Origin of the sequence: Providencia sp. PROV032 (genome assembly GCF_028484875.1) — a bacterium.
GTDB lineage: Bacteria > Pseudomonadota > Gammaproteobacteria > Enterobacterales > Enterobacteriaceae > Providencia > Providencia rettgeri_E.
The window spans coordinates 178,777-193,277 of record NZ_JAMPSX010000010.1; the positions used below are offsets into that span (position 1 = coordinate 178,777).

Consider the following 14,501-nt stretch of genomic DNA (forward strand, 5'->3'; position numbering starts at 1 on the left):
TTGAGCTGCCCTTTCTGGGGGACTTAATTTATACCCATCCTTTTTCATGGAATTGTTTTAGTATCACAACAAATTGCTGCATTTCCTCAGGGGTGCCTAGCGTTAATCTATTCCAGCCAATCGCTGGTGGAAATTCACGGCCAACCATTACATGTGCCTCTGCCATACGCTGCTGATAGGTTTTTACATCACCTTTGACTTTATGAAAAATAAAATTAGCCTGTGATGGAGCGTATTCTAGCCCAATTTCATTTAATGCCTTTTCCACAATTTTTCTCGATGTATTGTTAGATTTCAGGCTGTATTCAATAAAGGGTTTGTCCTTTAGCGATGCTATTGCAGCAACAGCTCCTGCTGTATTGGTGTTATCAATAGATAAAAACTCGTCTACAGCAGCAATAACGTCGGGAGTTGCAACACCATAGCCAACTCTTAATCCTGCTAAGGCGAAAATTTTTGAGAAGGTGCGTGTGACGATCAAGTTATTCTGGCCTTTTTTGACTAACTCAATGGCACTGATAAAGTCTGGGTCTTCAACAAATTCAGCATAAGCTTCATCAACGATAAAAAATGTGTTGTCAGATTTTTTACTCATCCACTTATCAAGCTGGCTGTGAGGTGTGATCATTGCCGTCGGATTATTTGGATTGCAAATATAAACCATTGATAGACCGCTAAAATTATCAGCAGCTTGTTCCATTTTTTCTAAATCAAATGATAGATCGGTTTTTAAAGGCACTTTCGTTATCGTTATATTCAATGGCAGAGAATAAAGTTCTGCATAATTGAATGTTGGATCAGGGGTGACTAATTGAATTTTTTTACCGAGTTTATTTGCTTTAGCAGCTAACATGGCAACAGCAGCTTGAATGGTTTCAGATGAACCATTACCTATGCTGATGTGCTTATCAGACAAATTGTAGAGCTCACCAATATTCTGCTGTAATTCAGCACGAGCATCATCAGGGTAGCGAAATGCATTAGGTAATGCCTTGATGATAGCTTCTTTAGCATTTTCGGACATCCCTAATGAATTTTCATTGAAATTCAATAGTAATGGGTGTTTTTCACTCGGTAAGACAATGTTATTATTTTGTGCAACTGCATGATTAAACAATGAATTAAGTGCAAGCCCACCTGCAACTAATGATGTGGATTTAAGAAACGAACGGCGATCCATAGTTATTCCCTAAAGTTATTATTATTGAAAGTAATAGATTACTTAAAATCAACCTAAAGTAAATAATTATTTACTTATTATGACTAATTATTCGCATTGGTGGTGTGGGCTTTATGTGTTGAAAATCTATTTATTGGAAACATGAAGGGAGAACGTGTCATGCTAAGGTGGTAGAGGGCAACTCATTGGGGTATAGCATTATTGAGGATATATAAATAAAAAAAGGGTAGTGTTTTTCTACCCTTGGTAAAGATTACTGGCCTTGTGCAGGGACATTAGGTGTAATTTCTACAACTGCAACTTTAACCATATATTGTTTACCATTTTCTCCTTTAGGCACATCTGCAGCAATTTTTTTCAGTGTTTCATCTGGTTGAGCTGTTTGAATTGATGTCGAGTATTGCATCATTCCACGGTGACGATTTGCATAATTAGAGTGGCGATAATTATCGCAAGGCCTATCATTATATTGGTGTTGGTTTTGGTATCCGCCACGGTGCCATGAACCATTACCATCCCCTGGGTAAGCGAGCGTCGAAAAGCTAATAGCGATTAAACTCGCACTAAGAATTAATGGCTTTAATATATTCATGAGATATCTCCTTTAGATATTTGTTAATTATCATTCTGCCATTGTAATTAATTAATTCAATTGTATTTACTTATCTAAATGAACAAATCATAATTCAGCCACTTTTATTTCATTATTTCCTCACAATGAAAATAATTTGTTAATAAAATGAAGTTAACGTTAAGTTATTATTTTCTGTTGGTTTTGTTCTATTGTTTTTCATTGAAGAATTTAGCGAGTTTGCTGATTGATATAATTGATGCAACAGCAATGTCTTTATTATAGTCATCACATAAAACAAGTAGCCTATCGATGGCGGCGTCTTGTTCAATTGAACAAATATAATCGCCCAATGCATTTATCGCCGCTATTTTAACATCATTGTTGTTTCCATGAGTCAAGTTAACAAGATTTTTAACGATTTTTTCTTTCATAAAAATATATTAAATCAGTTTCATAGTATAGAGGCTATTATAAAACTAGCTAAGAAAATAAAAAATGTTTTTTTTATTAATGCTAAGTTAATAAATATAAATAAAATCAATATTGATAGGTGTTTTTAGTCAATTATTAGGATTGAAAAATAACCGTTATAATCTATTATCAATTGGTTAGGGTGAAAACTAAACAGTTGAGGCAAAAGCTCAAATTGTTTACTCAAATTGATATAATACATTTATACTAAGTGAATTAATCATAATATAGGAAGGGTGATGCGTTGAAGCGTATAAAAACAAAATTATTGATAGTATTGCTATTGGCTTTAGGCGTATTTGCGTACCATTCTTATACGAGTATTGGTGATTCAGATGTCAAAAATGAAGCACAAAGCATGGTGGAAAAGAAACTCGGCAACGCATCTGTGGTTGAGTTTAGTGATGTGGAAATAGTACAAAAAAGTGAATTTAAGGAAGGGGAAAGTTATCGGGTTTGTGGTTTATATCGTCTACCTTCCCAAGAAAATTCGCTGCCATTTGTTGCGAATGTAAGTATTAAAGATGGACGTCTCTCTGAACATGGGCAACTGATTATCAGTGAAACACCTGAATTACAATTTTCGATTGAACAGTTGTGTGTTAAAAAACAAACTAATTGATAAAAAAGCGCTCAAATTTTAGTTTGAGCGCTTTTTACTCGAAAATTAAATCTTAAGATTTATTCAAAAGAAGTTCAGTTTGGATTTTACAAGCTGAAACAGAGTCATTTAATGATTTATTGAAATCAGCTTCATTAGCAAACTTAGATTTATTGCTGCGTACTGCATCAATCGCTGAAGTTAGATTTTCGCGTAAGTCTGACTCAACAGTCGCTAATTGCTTGAGGTCGACATTTTCACTTTTCAGTTTAGCAATGGTTGCTTGGGTTAACTCACTGCTAGTTTTGTCAGTGCTGTATGCTTCACTTAGTGCTTGACCTGTGATTTCGCAATAATCGTTGGCTATCTCACTAATATTTAATGGGGCATTATCAGCCATAACAAGGGCTGGGGTCAGGCAAAAAGCCAGTAATAAACGCTTCATAGTCATACCTCTATTTTGCACTCAATGAATAATAACTCTATCTAGTATTAGAGAAATACTATAGCAGATTAGGCCTAAAACGGGGATATCGAATGGGTTTTTAGCATGATTTCATAAAAAAGAGCCAGTATAAATACTGGCCGCTATAATTAGCAAAAGCAATGTAAATGAAAATTACGCTATATACATTATCATATAACGGTTAAAGGTAAAGCAAATTTGGCTTGTTTTGAGGATAGTTAAGTTTAAGTATGATCTTGATCAGACTTTGAGTAAATATTGAGGTGGAAACGTTATTGAAATACGAGAGGAATATTACAAATAACCAGCTAGAGCCATGCAGGCTCACGGCTGGTTTTATGAATGTAATTTAATAAGGAAATTACTGTTTTAACCAATGGCCATGTTTTAAGACATCTTCGACAAGTTCATGTAAAACAATATGTACTTCGTTATCATCATGAAAGCCTTTAGTTTGAAAAGTCGTTGGGCCATTATCATGAGTGATCAATAGATAGCTGCCAGGATAGACTTCCAAAACACGTGCTTTCAGCTCAGCAGTGAAAGCATCATATGATTTTTCAGAGAACTGAGAAAGTGCCTCATCAGATAACTTGATATTAATTTCCATGTGTTAACCTCTTGTCTATAAATTTATTAGGTTCAGTTTATTGTTAAGTGAAAGCATAAGCAATCATCTAATTAAGACGATTGTAATTGGATTAAATTGTTGTTGTGCATTAATGTACGCATTGATGCAATACTTCAAAATAATGAATTAAATAAAAGAAGTATTATAAAGTTTTTAGTTAAAGGATAAGCTAATTAAAAGTAGGTATATGAAATGAATAATGAGTTTTTATTTGTTTAATTAACTGATTGGTTAAAATAAACGCGACAAATCAATCATTTGATTTACTTCCCATGAAATGTTGAGAAGATTTGCCATGGTTAGTTTTTTCAAAGGGTTATACGTGTTCTTTTGTAATTATGTAACATGTTTCTATTAAAATTGAATGTAGTTAATGATTAATGAATCGAAAATTAATTTACATTAAAGATAAAAAAATATAATTTCTGATAATCATATTAAGATGAGTTGGCTCTTGCTAGCTAAACTCCTTTTCTGGAGTTGTGATGTAAATGTGAGTATTTAATTTTCGATTGGTTTTTATTAATCGTTTTAATAAAAAAGGAGTGTAATTTGATAGAATTTATAAACTCAATAACTAATTTCATTTGGGGTTCTTTACTTATTTATTTATTACTGGGAGCTGGTCTATATTTTACGCTTCGATCTGGTTTTATTCAAATTAGGCATTTTGGCCACATGTTTCGTGTTTTAAAAAACAGTAAACAATCTGATAGCGCAGGTATTTCATCTTTTCAGGCATTATGTACAAGTTTAGCGGCTAGGGTTGGTACAGGAAATTTAACCGGTGTAGCAATAGCCCTAACAGCAGGCGGACCTGGAGCTATTTTTTGGATGTGGGTGGTTGCGTTATTGGGAATGGCAACCTCTTTTATTGAATGCACTCTAGCACAGTTATACAAAACCAAAGATGATAAAGGAAATTATCGAGGTGGGCCGTCATATTATATGCAGAAAGGCTTAAACCAGCGCTGGATGGGCGTGTTGTTTTCAATTTTCCTAATTATTGCCTTTGGTTTAGTATTTAATGCAGTACAAGCGAATTCGATTGCTCAAGCAACCGCGGTCGCCTTTGATTTCAATCCAATTTATGTTGGCATTGGCTTAGTTTTATTAAGCGGGGTCATTATTTTTGGTGGATTGAAATCCATTGCGAAGGTTGCTGAATTAGTTGTTCCTGTTATGGCGTTGGCCTATTTGCTATTGGCATTTTGGGTTGTTGGGCACCATATTGAACGATTACCTGAAGTTTTCATGCTGATAATCCGAAATGCGTTTGGTCTACAAGAGGCGGCTGGCGGGGCTGTTGGTTATGGTGTTGCTCAGGCGATGACACAAGGAATTCAGCGAGGATTGTTTTCTAATGAGGCAGGGATGGGGTCAGCACCAAATGCAGCGGCATCGGCAGCACCTTATCCTCCACATCCTGCATCACAAGGGTATGTACAGATGCTTGGTGTTTTTATGGACACCATCGTTATTTGCAGTGCGACAGCAATTATTATTTTATCCTCTGGTGTTTTAGAAAGTGGAATGGAAAATATTAATGGCATTGAATTAACACAACTTGCACTTTCTTCTGCTGTCGGTAGTTGGGGAAGTACGTTTATTGCGATAGCTATCTTCTTTTTTGCATTCACATCAATTATTGCGAATTATGCATATGCCGAAAGCAATATGATTTTTCTAGAGAATAACCATACAGCGGGTTTATTTATTTTCCGTTTAGCTGCATTAGGTATGGTGATGTTTGGCGCACTTGCTGAAATGCCATTTATTTGGAAACTTGCAGACTTATCGATGGGCCTAATGGCGATAACTAATCTAATTGCGATCCTTCTATTATCGGGTATCGCTTTCAAACTTGCTAAAGATTATAACCAGCAATTAGTTGCAGGTAAAATACCAACTTTTGATATTAATCAGCACCCTGAATTAAAGAAACAGTTTGAGGAGGGGATATGGGAAAAAGAAGAAGTCGATAAGTGGATTGAGAAAGAAACATCTCGCTAATATAAAAAACGTAAAGCATAAAATTCTTAGGTGAAAGCCTGAGAATTTTTTTATGAAATATTATCAAGGTTTAATAAGAATAAATACTTGTTTTATAATTCTTTGAGCTATAAGGTTTTTTAAGATGGTGAAATAAATGTATTATCACCATATATATCATTTTCTAATTTAAATAGCCGAGAGAGTTATGAAATTGAATCAGTACGCCGCAACGCTGTATGGAGTTATTTCAATCTTGTTGTGGAGCACAATGGTAGGACTGATCCGCAGTGTAAGTGAAAATTTTGGGCCTGTTGGTGGTGCAGCATTAGTTTATACGGTCGGTTCATTGGTATTAGTACTTACCATGGGGATGCCAAAAATAACGAAATATCCTAAACGCTATTTGCTTTGGGGAACAATACTGTTTGTTAGTTATGAAATTTGTTTTGTGCTTGCATTAGGTTTAGCCAATAGCCGGCAACAAGCGATTGAGCTGGGTATGGTGAATTATTTGTGGCCAAGTTTTACTATCGCACTGGCTGTATTTTTTAACCGTCAACGTTTCACTTTATTATTGGGTTCAGGACTGGTTTTAGCTTTTATGGGGCTGATTTGGGTAATTACAGGAAATCAGCCATTATCGGTACAAACTATTTTAGTGAATATTCAAAGTAACCCACTGAGCTATTTTTTAGCTTTTATCGGGGCTATTGTTTGGTCGTTCTACAGCAATGTGACCAAACGTATTTCTGGTGGTCATAATGGCATGGTATTATTTTTTATCATGACCTCTATCGGGTTATGGATACTGTATTTTTTCAGTACACCGATACCATTTATTATCAATAGCCAAAGCCTGTTATTATTACTCGTTGCTTCAATTGCGACTGGTGGCGCGAATGCATTGTGGACATTTGCGGTTATTAAGGGCAATGTGGCGTTTTTAGGAACGCTTTCTTATTTTACCCCAGTTATTTCGACAGCATTCGCGTCAATATTGTTAAGCACGACACTAACGTTAAGTTTTTGGCAAGGTGTGTTAATGGTGACCATGGGGTCGGTCATTTGCTTTTTAGCGACTAGGCAAAAAACAATAAGCGGCTAAAAGTGGCAGCGTAGATGAGTGCAGGCGCTGCCATGGGATCATGTTGATAGTAAATCTTTTGTGGTTATACATTAATAAATTTATTGATGGCCACAGCAACACCATCTTCATCATTGGTCGTAGTGACAAATTTAACCATTTGGCGAATGGGTTCTAACGCATTGCCCATTGCGACAGAAACACTGGCATATTGCAGCATTTGGATATCATTATTTTGGTCACCAATACTCATGACTTTATCCGGTGTAATACCCAACTTTTCACAGATATATTGCAACGCAGTCCCTTTATTCGCAGTTTTATTTGAGACCTCAAGGAAATAGGGGCTTGTTCGGGTTAAAGCGTAATTGTCGAAAACATTCTCTGGAATATAGCTGATACCAATATCTAATTTTTCTGGATGGTCAATTATCATAAATTTAGTAAATTCTAGAGACGAGTCCATTTCATTAACGGGGCAATAAATAAGCGGAGTGTGCGTTAAATAGGCATCTGCGACCGTATAGTGGCTAATATGGCGGTTAGCTGTGAACATGCAATTATCCGCAAGAGCATGCATATGAACCCCAACATTTCTTGCGAGCTCTTCAAAATATTGGAAGTCAGCGAAATCTAACAAATTTTCTGCGAGATGGCTGCCATCACTGGCTTGGTGAATGACACTGCCATTATTACTAATACAATAATTATCCGTTGTATTTAAATCTAATTCACGCAGGTAGGGGGATATACCAGAAAATGGCCGGCCTGAGGCTAAGATAATATGAACACCTTTTTGCTTAGCTTGCGTGATAGCCTCTTTTACGACGGGAGATATTTGGTGTTGAGAGTTAAGTAATGTGCCATCTAAATCAATGGCGACCAGTTTTATTGACATCCAATGCCTCCTAAAATTCGTGCTTTCTGTCAATACCTTACTCTAATTATTCAGAATGTAAATTATACAAATGGTTATAATTTTAGTTGCAATAGAATAATGTGTGTTTGATGTGAAATTGAACAGAATATAAAGCAGGAACTCTGTTCAATAGTTAAAGGTTGAAATGACAATGTTTTATGGCATTAATATATAAATCAAAAGGTTAATGCAGCTAAAATATTCTCACTCATAATCATGAATTAGGTGAAGCGGTTGCTTAACATCTAATTGGATTTGGTCATTCTGCCTAAAATCAAATGGTGTGATGCCATATTCTTTGCGGAACATATAGGTAAAGTGGGATTGTGATCCAAAACCAAAATCCAGAGCAATATCGAAAATGGACTGGTTACTATTACGGAGTAAATTGACCGCGCCAGCAAGGCGGCGTTGGCGGATGTATTTACCCAGTGAAATCCCGGTGACTTCTTTAAAAATTTTCTGCATATGCCAAAGTGAATAGCCTGAATAAGCCGCGAGCTCTTCTAAGTGGATCACGCGGCCTAAGTGTTCTTCTATCCATTTACTCAAAGCATAAACAAGTGCTAAGTGGTTATCTTGTGGCATCTCAAATGTATTCTAGTTTTACGGTAGCAGAAGTATACACAACTTCATTTCATCATGACAAAGGCTGCTTGTGCGGTATTTCTCATTTTTAGGGCAAAAAAAGCACAATCAGAATAAGTTAGTAACCAATAGCACCAAAAATGAGCAAATTTTTGTAAAAAGAGGTGAATCGCATATTTTCCTCAAATTTGATGCTCTAAATTAGAGTACTATCTATTTCATTAACGCATTATCTGCAATGCCATAAATGGTACCAAACATAAAATGGCAGTACCTCAATATTGTAATCATTTGAAAAATAAAATCATCATAGAAATATGAAGGAATTGTCAGTGTTTGGTCGTAAATTAATTATTGCTATAAGTACAGTTTTGGCTTGTATCTTTTTCTATCTTTTAGCGATGGATAACCTGTGTGATCAGGGGGGCGAAAACTTTATTTTTGGTATTTGTCGTGTAACTGCCTTGTTACCATTTTGAATTTGCTTTTTAATGCTCAATCCATGATATTGAGTCAGGGTAGCCATCCTGCGGTATCATTTTGCTATGTGATAAAAAAATAATGAATAGCATCTGCTTTTGGGGCGTAAAATATACTGAAAACGGCACCAGAAGAATGTAGTGTTAATAAGAAAATTCAAATAAACTTGTGTCATTATCATTGTTTGGGAAGATAAAAACAAGTAAGGGGACGAAAGGGTAAAGTTATGGCGCAACAGCAACAGACGCTAAAGCGGGGATTAAAAAACAGGCATATCCAATTGATTGCATTGGGAGGCGCTGTTGGTACAGGGTTATTCCTCGGAATAGCAACAACCATACAAATGGCAGGGCCATCAGTTTTACTGGGTTATGCGCTGTGTGGGTTTATTGCTTTCCTGATTATGCGTCAGTTGGGCGAAATGATTGTTCAGGAACCTGTCGCAGGTTCGTTTAGCCATTTTGCATTTAAGTATTGGGGTGGTTTTGCCGGGTTTCTTTCAGGCTGGAATTATTGGTTTATGTTTATCCTCGTTGGGATGACAGAGCTGACCGCTGCAGGTAAATATATGCAACATTGGTGGCCTGAGCTGCCTATATGGGTGTCTGCCGCGGTGTTTTTTGTTGCGGTAAATGCAGTTAACTTGATTAATGTACGCTCTTATGGAGAGACTGAGTTCTGGTTTGCATTAATTAAAGTTATTGCCGTCGTTGCGATGATTATTTTTGGCTGCTACTTATTACTCAGCGGTCATGGCGGCCCACAAGCGAAAGTGAGTAACTTATGGGAGCACGGCGGTTTCTTTGCTAATGGCTTCAATGGGCTAATAATGGCGTTAGCTATTATTATGTTTTCATTTGGGGGTTTAGAGCTGGTTGGTATTACCGCAGCAGAAGCGGAAGACCCAGATAAAAGCATTCCAAAAGCGATTAACCAAGTTGTATATCGTATCCTAATTTTTTATATTGGCTCATTAGCGGTACTGTTAGCTTTATATCCTTGGGTTGATCTTGATGGCGAAACAAGCCCATTTGTATTAATTTTCCATGAATTAGGGGACTTACTGGTTGCTAATTCGTTGAACGTTGTCATTTTAATTGCTGCATTATCTGTGTATAACAGCGGGGCTTATGCGACAAGTCGTATGTTGTATGGCTTGGCACAACAAAATAATGCGCCTAAATTTCTTGCAAAAGTGAATAAAGGTGGCGTTCCAGTTATGGCATTACTTGTATCAGGTATTGCGACATCTGGCGGTATTTTAATTAACTTTGTGATGGAAGGTAAAGCTTTCGAATTGTTAATGTCATTGGTTGTGACAACGTTAGTTTTGAACTGGATTATGATTTGTGTTTCAAATTTGAAATTCAGAGCAGCAATGAACAAGCAAGGTGTCGAAACGAAATTTAAGAGTATTTGGTATCCATTTGGAAACTATTTGTGCTTAGCATTCTTACTGTTAATTTTGGGGATTATCCTGACGATGGACGGCTTGCGCATTTCCGTATTAATTATGCCATTATGGATAGCGGTTCTGTGGATTGGGTATCAATTCTCAGGGGCTAAAAAGCAGGATTTAGCTAAAAGCTAACAACTCAGTTAAATTTAATTTTTTCTTATAATAAAAAGGCCGGTAGGGTATTCCCTCCGGCCTTTTTATACAGCCATGAAATTTTATATAGCCATGAGATGGCTAGGTCACCATTGCCAACGTAACCACGCGAATAATACGTTGCCGTTATTATAAGTCCCCGGAATGTAAGTGGCTTGCAGTGAAAGTCTATCATATTCCACTGATACCAGAGGGAGTGGTGCTGGGATCGGAATATAATACATATCCTTACGGGCAGTGACGCTCAGAGTGAAGCCTGCTCCCATACGGAAACCATCAATATCTCCCGGGATCCACATTTTTTGGAATGCATAACCCGCAATTGGCTCCCAATCATTATGTGAATCTTTAAATGCCATTGCATAGATAGCATGCCAGTCATTGTCTTCATCATAACGATATTTACCAAAGCCCAGCCCCCAAGGGCGCTCGTTATATTCATCTGTTTTTTTCTTGTCGTACATTGCACGGTTGTGCCAAGTCACCGCGGGGATATATAGCTCATATTTGTCTGAGTCCCATGTGGTACTGACATTGCCTTTAAATTTATCCCATAAATTTTCCGATTGCTCTTGAGCAATGGCAGGCGATGATATGCAGATTGAGGTGCTCATGAGTAACGATGCACCTACGGCCAACTGTATGTTTTTATAAACTCTCATTGTAAATCCAGTTTTGTATCGCAGATATATAAATGATGATTAGCTCGCTAATAATTATCAGATTAGCATTATTATTATAATTTTGAGCGGAATTATTTTAATTAAGATACATATAATATAACAGTATTTATCACATAATTGAGGATAATAACTGGCTGGTCATATTAGAACCGTTTAATTTTGCCTGTTTTTATGTGGGATAACCGATTATCTGATTAAATAATAACGTATCAAATTAGTTGTTGAATAGGCTAATACTCCTAAAGTAGCTGATAACAGACGAGGTGTTTCATTTTCAGGTTGGATAAGACGGTTTTTTGATGAGAGAAAACGAGAGGGATTTTTAAAAAGATAAGAAAAATAAAGTGCCATTCATTATTTTTGTAGTTAACATTATGTAATAAAAAGATATTTTTCATTATCTAGGTGATTATGACTAGGCATGTTGATAGAGCAGACATTTATGAAAAATAACGTGCAAGCAAATCCAAAAAGTATGATGCACATCAAATAATGGCACGCCTCAATGGGATGAAATAAATGCTATAGGCGGCAGGTATGAGCTGCGGCATGTCAATACAGGTAGGAGCGAGTTTTCGAAGGTTTATGGCATATACATTGCTGTGTGTAACCTTGGCTTCTAACTAAAAAAGGAACGTCCCTATGATGAAACGCCAAGAACCACTGACTGAATACCAAGCTAAATGCTTGGCTATCGCCACTGACAAAATATTATCACCAAAACAAAAAGCCAATTTTCTAGCGGCGGAGGCAGATAGTCATATTCCATATCTTGCGATGAGCCAATCCCTAGCGGATGCGTTAAATGAACGTGTTATTTGTGATATGTATGAAGGAAATGCGCCGTATAAGCCACGTTATGTATTGCCTGACTACGTAAAATACCTCAAACAAGGCTCAGAATACTTAGAATTAGCCCCAGCTGAGGATTTTGATGACGCCCTTAATCATCTGATGATTTTGTATCATCACGTGCCGTCGGTAACCAATTTCCCCGTATTTTTAGGGTATTTAGATAAACTTCTCATGCCATATGTGGGGGAGTTGACAGAAGAACAGCTGTATCCAAAGCTAAAAAGGTTCTGGATACAGCTAGACCGAACACTGCCGGATGCTTTTATGCATGCCAATATTGGGCCGGATGACAACGTTATTTGCCGCTTGATTTTACGCATTGATGCGGAACTGAAACAAGTCGCACCTAATCTGACATTTGTTTATCATCCACAGTGCACACCGGAGTCACTTTTCTTACAAGCGATTGAAAGCATTTGTGAATGCAGTAAACCGCATATTGCAAATGATATCATTCATCGTGCGGCATTTGATGAACAAGGTTACGGTATTGTCAGTTGTTATAATGCGTTACCCGTTGCAGGTGGGGGAAGTACTTTAGTTCGTATTAATTTACGTGAAGTTGCGCTACGCAGTCAAAATTCAGCTGATTTTCTAAATGTGCAATTGAAAAAATATTGTGAGTTACAAATGGAACTCATTGAAACACGTAGCGCATTTTTATTTGAGGAGTCTAATTTCTTCCAAACCAGTTTTTTAGTACAAGAAGGGTTAATTGAGCCTGAACGTTTTGCGCCTATGTTTGGTATATACGGTTTAGCAGAAGCTGTGAATCTCCTGATGGAAAAAGACGGGGTGAAAGGCCAGTATCAGGCAAATTCGCCTGCCTTGCCATTGTCTTATCAAATCAGCGAGCAACTCGCTAATTTTGTTGAAATGACCCCCGTTAAATATGGTTATAAAGGCCGTGCGATGCTCCATGCTCAATCAGGGATCAGCTCGGATATCGGGACGACACCGGGGGCTCGTATTCCATACGGTGAAGAGCCCGATCCGGTATCGCACATTCAAGCAGTAGCGCCGCATCATAAACACTATTTGTCTGGGATCAGTGACATTTTAACCATCGATGAAACGATTAAGCAGAACCCGCAGGCCCTAATGCAACTGTGTAAAGGCGCATTTAATTGTGGAATGCGTGAATTTACCGCAAATGTGGCTAGTAATGATTTAGTCCGTGTTACGGGCTATATGGTACGTTTATCAGATATAGAGAAATATAAAGAGCAAGGTTCTAGAAGCAACACAACCTGGTTGGGGGAAGAAGCAACTAAGAACTGTAAAATTACAGCCCGTCAGCAGCGAGTCATCAGCAATGAGCAATCGATGCGCTACACTGAATAAGGTTATTCCTTTTTCCTGCGTAGATGGGCCGGGTAATCGACATGTTATCTTTTTGCAAGGTTGCAATTTACGTTGTCTGAATTGCCATAATCCATATACCATGGCGCTCTGTGACCATTGTGGGGACTGTGTTTTAACCTGTCCTCACAATGGGTTATCGTTTGTTGACGGCAAGGTGATATGGGATAGCGATGCTTGCCAGCTCTGCGATACCTGTTTACAAACGTGCACTAAGAATTCAAGCCCGATGACCGTATCATTAAGTGTTAATGATGCCGTCAATGATTTAAAGAAAAATGTTGCTTTTCTGAATGGTGTAACCGTCAGTGGCGGAGAGGCAACAACACAATTACCCTTTATTATTGAACTGTTTAAAGCGATTAAAGCGGCACCGGAACTCAAGCATTTAACCTGTTTTATTGACAGTAATGGGCACCTTGCTTCTGCAGGGTGGAATAAAGTGATTGAGTATACTGATGGCGTAATGATTGACTTGAAATCATGGGGTGATGAGTGTGCCTTAAGATTAACTGGGAAAGATAACCAACGTGTATTTCAATCAATTCAATTTCTGGCTCAAGCGGGGAAATTGTATGAATTGCGTTTATTATATATTCCTCAGCAAACGGATTACCTAGAACATATTGATAAACTTGCTGATTTCTTAAATCAACTACCTGCAAATACACGAATAAAAGTTAATGCATTTCAGCAACATGGCGTAAAAAATGAAGCGGTTAACTGGCCTGCGGCAACCCAAACGGAAGTAGAGGCATTTGCTCAACAGTTACAATCGCTAGGCGTGGGTAATATTCATTTGCCTAATGTGTACTTATAAGCCATGCTGATTTTTCCTTTGTGAGATATTCCCTCTTTTTATCTAAGTCATTAAAATTCATTCACTAACCGCTGGCATTTGTTAAATGTTATGAGACAATCAAGGCGGTTTTATTGTTTGATTTAAAATGATTTCAGTAAACCTCGCTTATCAATCTATTCTATTGTTTTAGCCGAAAAG

The 14,501-nt window shown here is 37.3% G+C and carries 15 protein-coding genes; 7 read left to right on the forward strand and 8 right to left on the reverse strand.

The window, feature by feature from the left end; genetic code table 11:
• Window positions 1-28: 28 nt before the first annotated feature.
• The 3 genes from PSF42_RS09630 to PSF42_RS09640 all read right to left on the reverse strand — a co-directional run bounded on the left by PSF42_RS09630 (window position 29) and on the right by PSF42_RS09640 (window position 2,185).
• Window positions 29-1,180, reverse strand: coding sequence for a pyridoxal phosphate-dependent aminotransferase (locus PSF42_RS09630; RefSeq protein WP_272679911.1), 1,152 nt, complete (start codon window positions 1,178-1,180; stop codon window positions 29-31).
• A 253-nt stretch (window positions 1,181-1,433) separates the two neighbouring features.
• The gene (locus PSF42_RS09635; RefSeq protein WP_125891166.1) at window positions 1,434-1,772 is read right to left on the reverse strand and encodes a hypothetical protein; all 339 of its coding nucleotides are present in this window, start codon (window positions 1,770-1,772) and stop codon (window positions 1,434-1,436) included.
• A gap of 188 nt (window positions 1,773-1,960) precedes the next feature.
• Entirely contained in the window at window positions 1,961-2,185 is a 225-nt protein-coding gene (locus PSF42_RS09640) for a HEAT repeat domain-containing protein (RefSeq protein ID WP_125891165.1), read from the reverse strand.
• 284 nt (window positions 2,186-2,469) lie between these two features.
• Here PSF42_RS09640 and PSF42_RS09645 point away from each other — a divergent pair, with 284 nt between their 5' ends.
• Window positions 2,470-2,847, forward strand: coding sequence for a hypothetical protein (locus PSF42_RS09645; RefSeq protein WP_272679912.1), 378 nt, complete (start codon window positions 2,470-2,472; stop codon window positions 2,845-2,847).
• 52 nt (window positions 2,848-2,899) lie between these two features.
• Here PSF42_RS09645 and PSF42_RS09650 read toward each other — a convergent pair whose 3' ends face one another.
• Both PSF42_RS09650 and PSF42_RS09655 read right to left on the reverse strand, forming a co-directional pair.
• Complete coding sequence (locus PSF42_RS09650; protein WP_125891163.1) at window positions 2,900-3,271, reverse strand: hypothetical protein; 372 nt, start codon at window positions 3,269-3,271, stop codon at window positions 2,900-2,902.
• 382 nt (window positions 3,272-3,653) lie between these two features.
• Complete coding sequence (locus PSF42_RS09655) at window positions 3,654-3,902, reverse strand: DinI-like family protein (RefSeq protein WP_125891162.1); 249 nt, start codon at window positions 3,900-3,902, stop codon at window positions 3,654-3,656.
• Between the two features lie 573 nt (window positions 3,903-4,475).
• Here PSF42_RS09655 and PSF42_RS09660 point away from each other — a divergent pair.
• Both PSF42_RS09660 and yddG read left to right on the forward strand, forming a co-directional pair.
• Window positions 4,476-5,936: an alanine/glycine:cation symporter family protein gene (locus PSF42_RS09660; protein ID WP_125891161.1), complete on the forward strand. Its 1,461-nt coding sequence runs from the start codon at window positions 4,476-4,478 to the stop codon at window positions 5,934-5,936.
• Between the two features lie 187 nt (window positions 5,937-6,123).
• Window positions 6,124-7,023, forward strand: coding sequence for an aromatic amino acid DMT transporter YddG (gene yddG / locus PSF42_RS09665; protein WP_272679913.1), 900 nt, complete (start codon window positions 6,124-6,126; stop codon window positions 7,021-7,023).
• 64 nt (window positions 7,024-7,087) lie between these two features.
• On the opposite strand, the gene yidA is transcribed toward yddG, so the two are convergent.
• Both yidA and PSF42_RS09675 read right to left on the reverse strand, forming a co-directional pair.
• Complete coding sequence (gene yidA, locus PSF42_RS09670; RefSeq protein WP_125891159.1) at window positions 7,088-7,900, reverse strand: sugar-phosphatase; 813 nt, start codon at window positions 7,898-7,900, stop codon at window positions 7,088-7,090.
• Window positions 7,901-8,125: 225 nt separating this feature from the next.
• Entirely contained in the window at window positions 8,126-8,509 is a 384-nt protein-coding gene (locus PSF42_RS09675) for a helix-turn-helix domain-containing protein (RefSeq protein ID WP_125891158.1), read from the reverse strand.
• Window positions 8,510-8,841: 332 nt separating this feature from the next.
• On the opposite strand from PSF42_RS09675, the gene mgrB reads away from it, so the two are divergent.
• A complete protein-coding gene (gene mgrB, locus PSF42_RS09680) occupies window positions 8,842-8,988 on the forward strand; it encodes a PhoP/PhoQ regulator MgrB (RefSeq protein WP_248466613.1) in 147 nt (48 codons plus the stop codon).
• Between the two features lie 227 nt (window positions 8,989-9,215).
• Complete coding sequence (locus PSF42_RS09685) at window positions 9,216-10,580, forward strand: amino acid permease (protein ID WP_125891156.1); 1,365 nt, start codon at window positions 9,216-9,218, stop codon at window positions 10,578-10,580.
• A gap of 107 nt (window positions 10,581-10,687) precedes the next feature.
• Here PSF42_RS09685 and pagP read toward each other — a convergent pair whose 3' ends face one another.
• Window positions 10,688-11,263 carry a lipid IV(A) palmitoyltransferase PagP gene (gene pagP, locus PSF42_RS09690; protein ID WP_102139807.1) on the reverse strand — a complete coding sequence of 192 codons (576 nt, stop codon included), beginning with the start codon at window positions 11,261-11,263 and terminating at the stop codon, window positions 10,688-10,690.
• Window positions 11,264-11,926: 663 nt separating this feature from the next.
• Here pagP and PSF42_RS09695 point away from each other — a divergent pair.
• Both PSF42_RS09695 and PSF42_RS09700 read left to right on the forward strand, forming a co-directional pair.
• Window positions 11,927-13,483 carry a YjjI family glycine radical enzyme gene (locus tag PSF42_RS09695; RefSeq protein WP_272679915.1) on the forward strand — a complete coding sequence of 519 codons (1,557 nt, stop codon included), beginning with the start codon at window positions 11,927-11,929 and terminating at the stop codon, window positions 13,481-13,483.
• Window positions 13,455-14,321 carry a YjjW family glycine radical enzyme activase gene (locus PSF42_RS09700; RefSeq protein ID WP_125891153.1) on the forward strand — a complete coding sequence of 289 codons (867 nt, stop codon included), beginning with the start codon at window positions 13,455-13,457 and terminating at the stop codon, window positions 14,319-14,321. Before PSF42_RS09695 ends, PSF42_RS09700 begins: the two co-directional genes overlap by 29 nt.
• Window positions 14,322-14,501 lie beyond the last annotated feature (180 nt).

What these genes read in the sequence shown, in the direction of transcription:
- PSF42_RS09630 (WP_272679911.1), bottom strand. Translation starts at nt 1,180, where the DNA reads ATGGATCGCCGTTCGTTTCTTAAATCCACATCATTAGTTGCAGGTGGG.
- PSF42_RS09635 (WP_125891166.1), bottom strand. Translation starts at nt 1,772, where the DNA reads ATGAATATATTAAAGCCATTAATTCTTAGTGCGAGTTTAATCGCTATT.
- PSF42_RS09640 (WP_125891165.1), bottom strand. Translation starts at nt 2,185, where the DNA reads ATGAAAGAAAAAATCGTTAAAAATCTTGTTAACTTGACTCATGGAAAC.
- PSF42_RS09650 (WP_125891163.1), bottom strand. Translation starts at nt 3,271, where the DNA reads ATGAAGCGTTTATTACTGGCTTTTTGCCTGACCCCAGCCCTTGTTATG.
- PSF42_RS09655 (WP_125891162.1), bottom strand. Translation starts at nt 3,902, where the DNA reads ATGGAAATTAATATCAAGTTATCTGATGAGGCACTTTCTCAGTTCTCT.
- yddG (WP_272679913.1), top strand. Translation starts at nt 6,124, where the DNA reads ATGAAATTGAATCAGTACGCCGCAACGCTGTATGGAGTTATTTCAATC.
- yidA (WP_125891159.1), bottom strand. Translation starts at nt 7,900, where the DNA reads ATGTCAATAAAACTGGTCGCCATTGATTTAGATGGCACATTACTTAAC.
- PSF42_RS09675 (WP_125891158.1), bottom strand. Translation starts at nt 8,509, where the DNA reads ATGCCACAAGATAACCACTTAGCACTTGTTTATGCTTTGAGTAAATGG.
- PSF42_RS09685 (WP_125891156.1), top strand. Translation starts at nt 9,216, where the DNA reads ATGGCGCAACAGCAACAGACGCTAAAGCGGGGATTAAAAAACAGGCAT.
- pagP (WP_102139807.1), bottom strand. Translation starts at nt 11,263, where the DNA reads ATGAGAGTTTATAAAAACATACAGTTGGCCGTAGGTGCATCGTTACTC.
- PSF42_RS09695 (WP_272679915.1), top strand. Translation starts at nt 11,927, where the DNA reads ATGATGAAACGCCAAGAACCACTGACTGAATACCAAGCTAAATGCTTG.
- PSF42_RS09700 (WP_125891153.1), top strand. Translation starts at nt 13,455, where the DNA reads ATGAGCAATCGATGCGCTACACTGAATAAGGTTATTCCTTTTTCCTGC.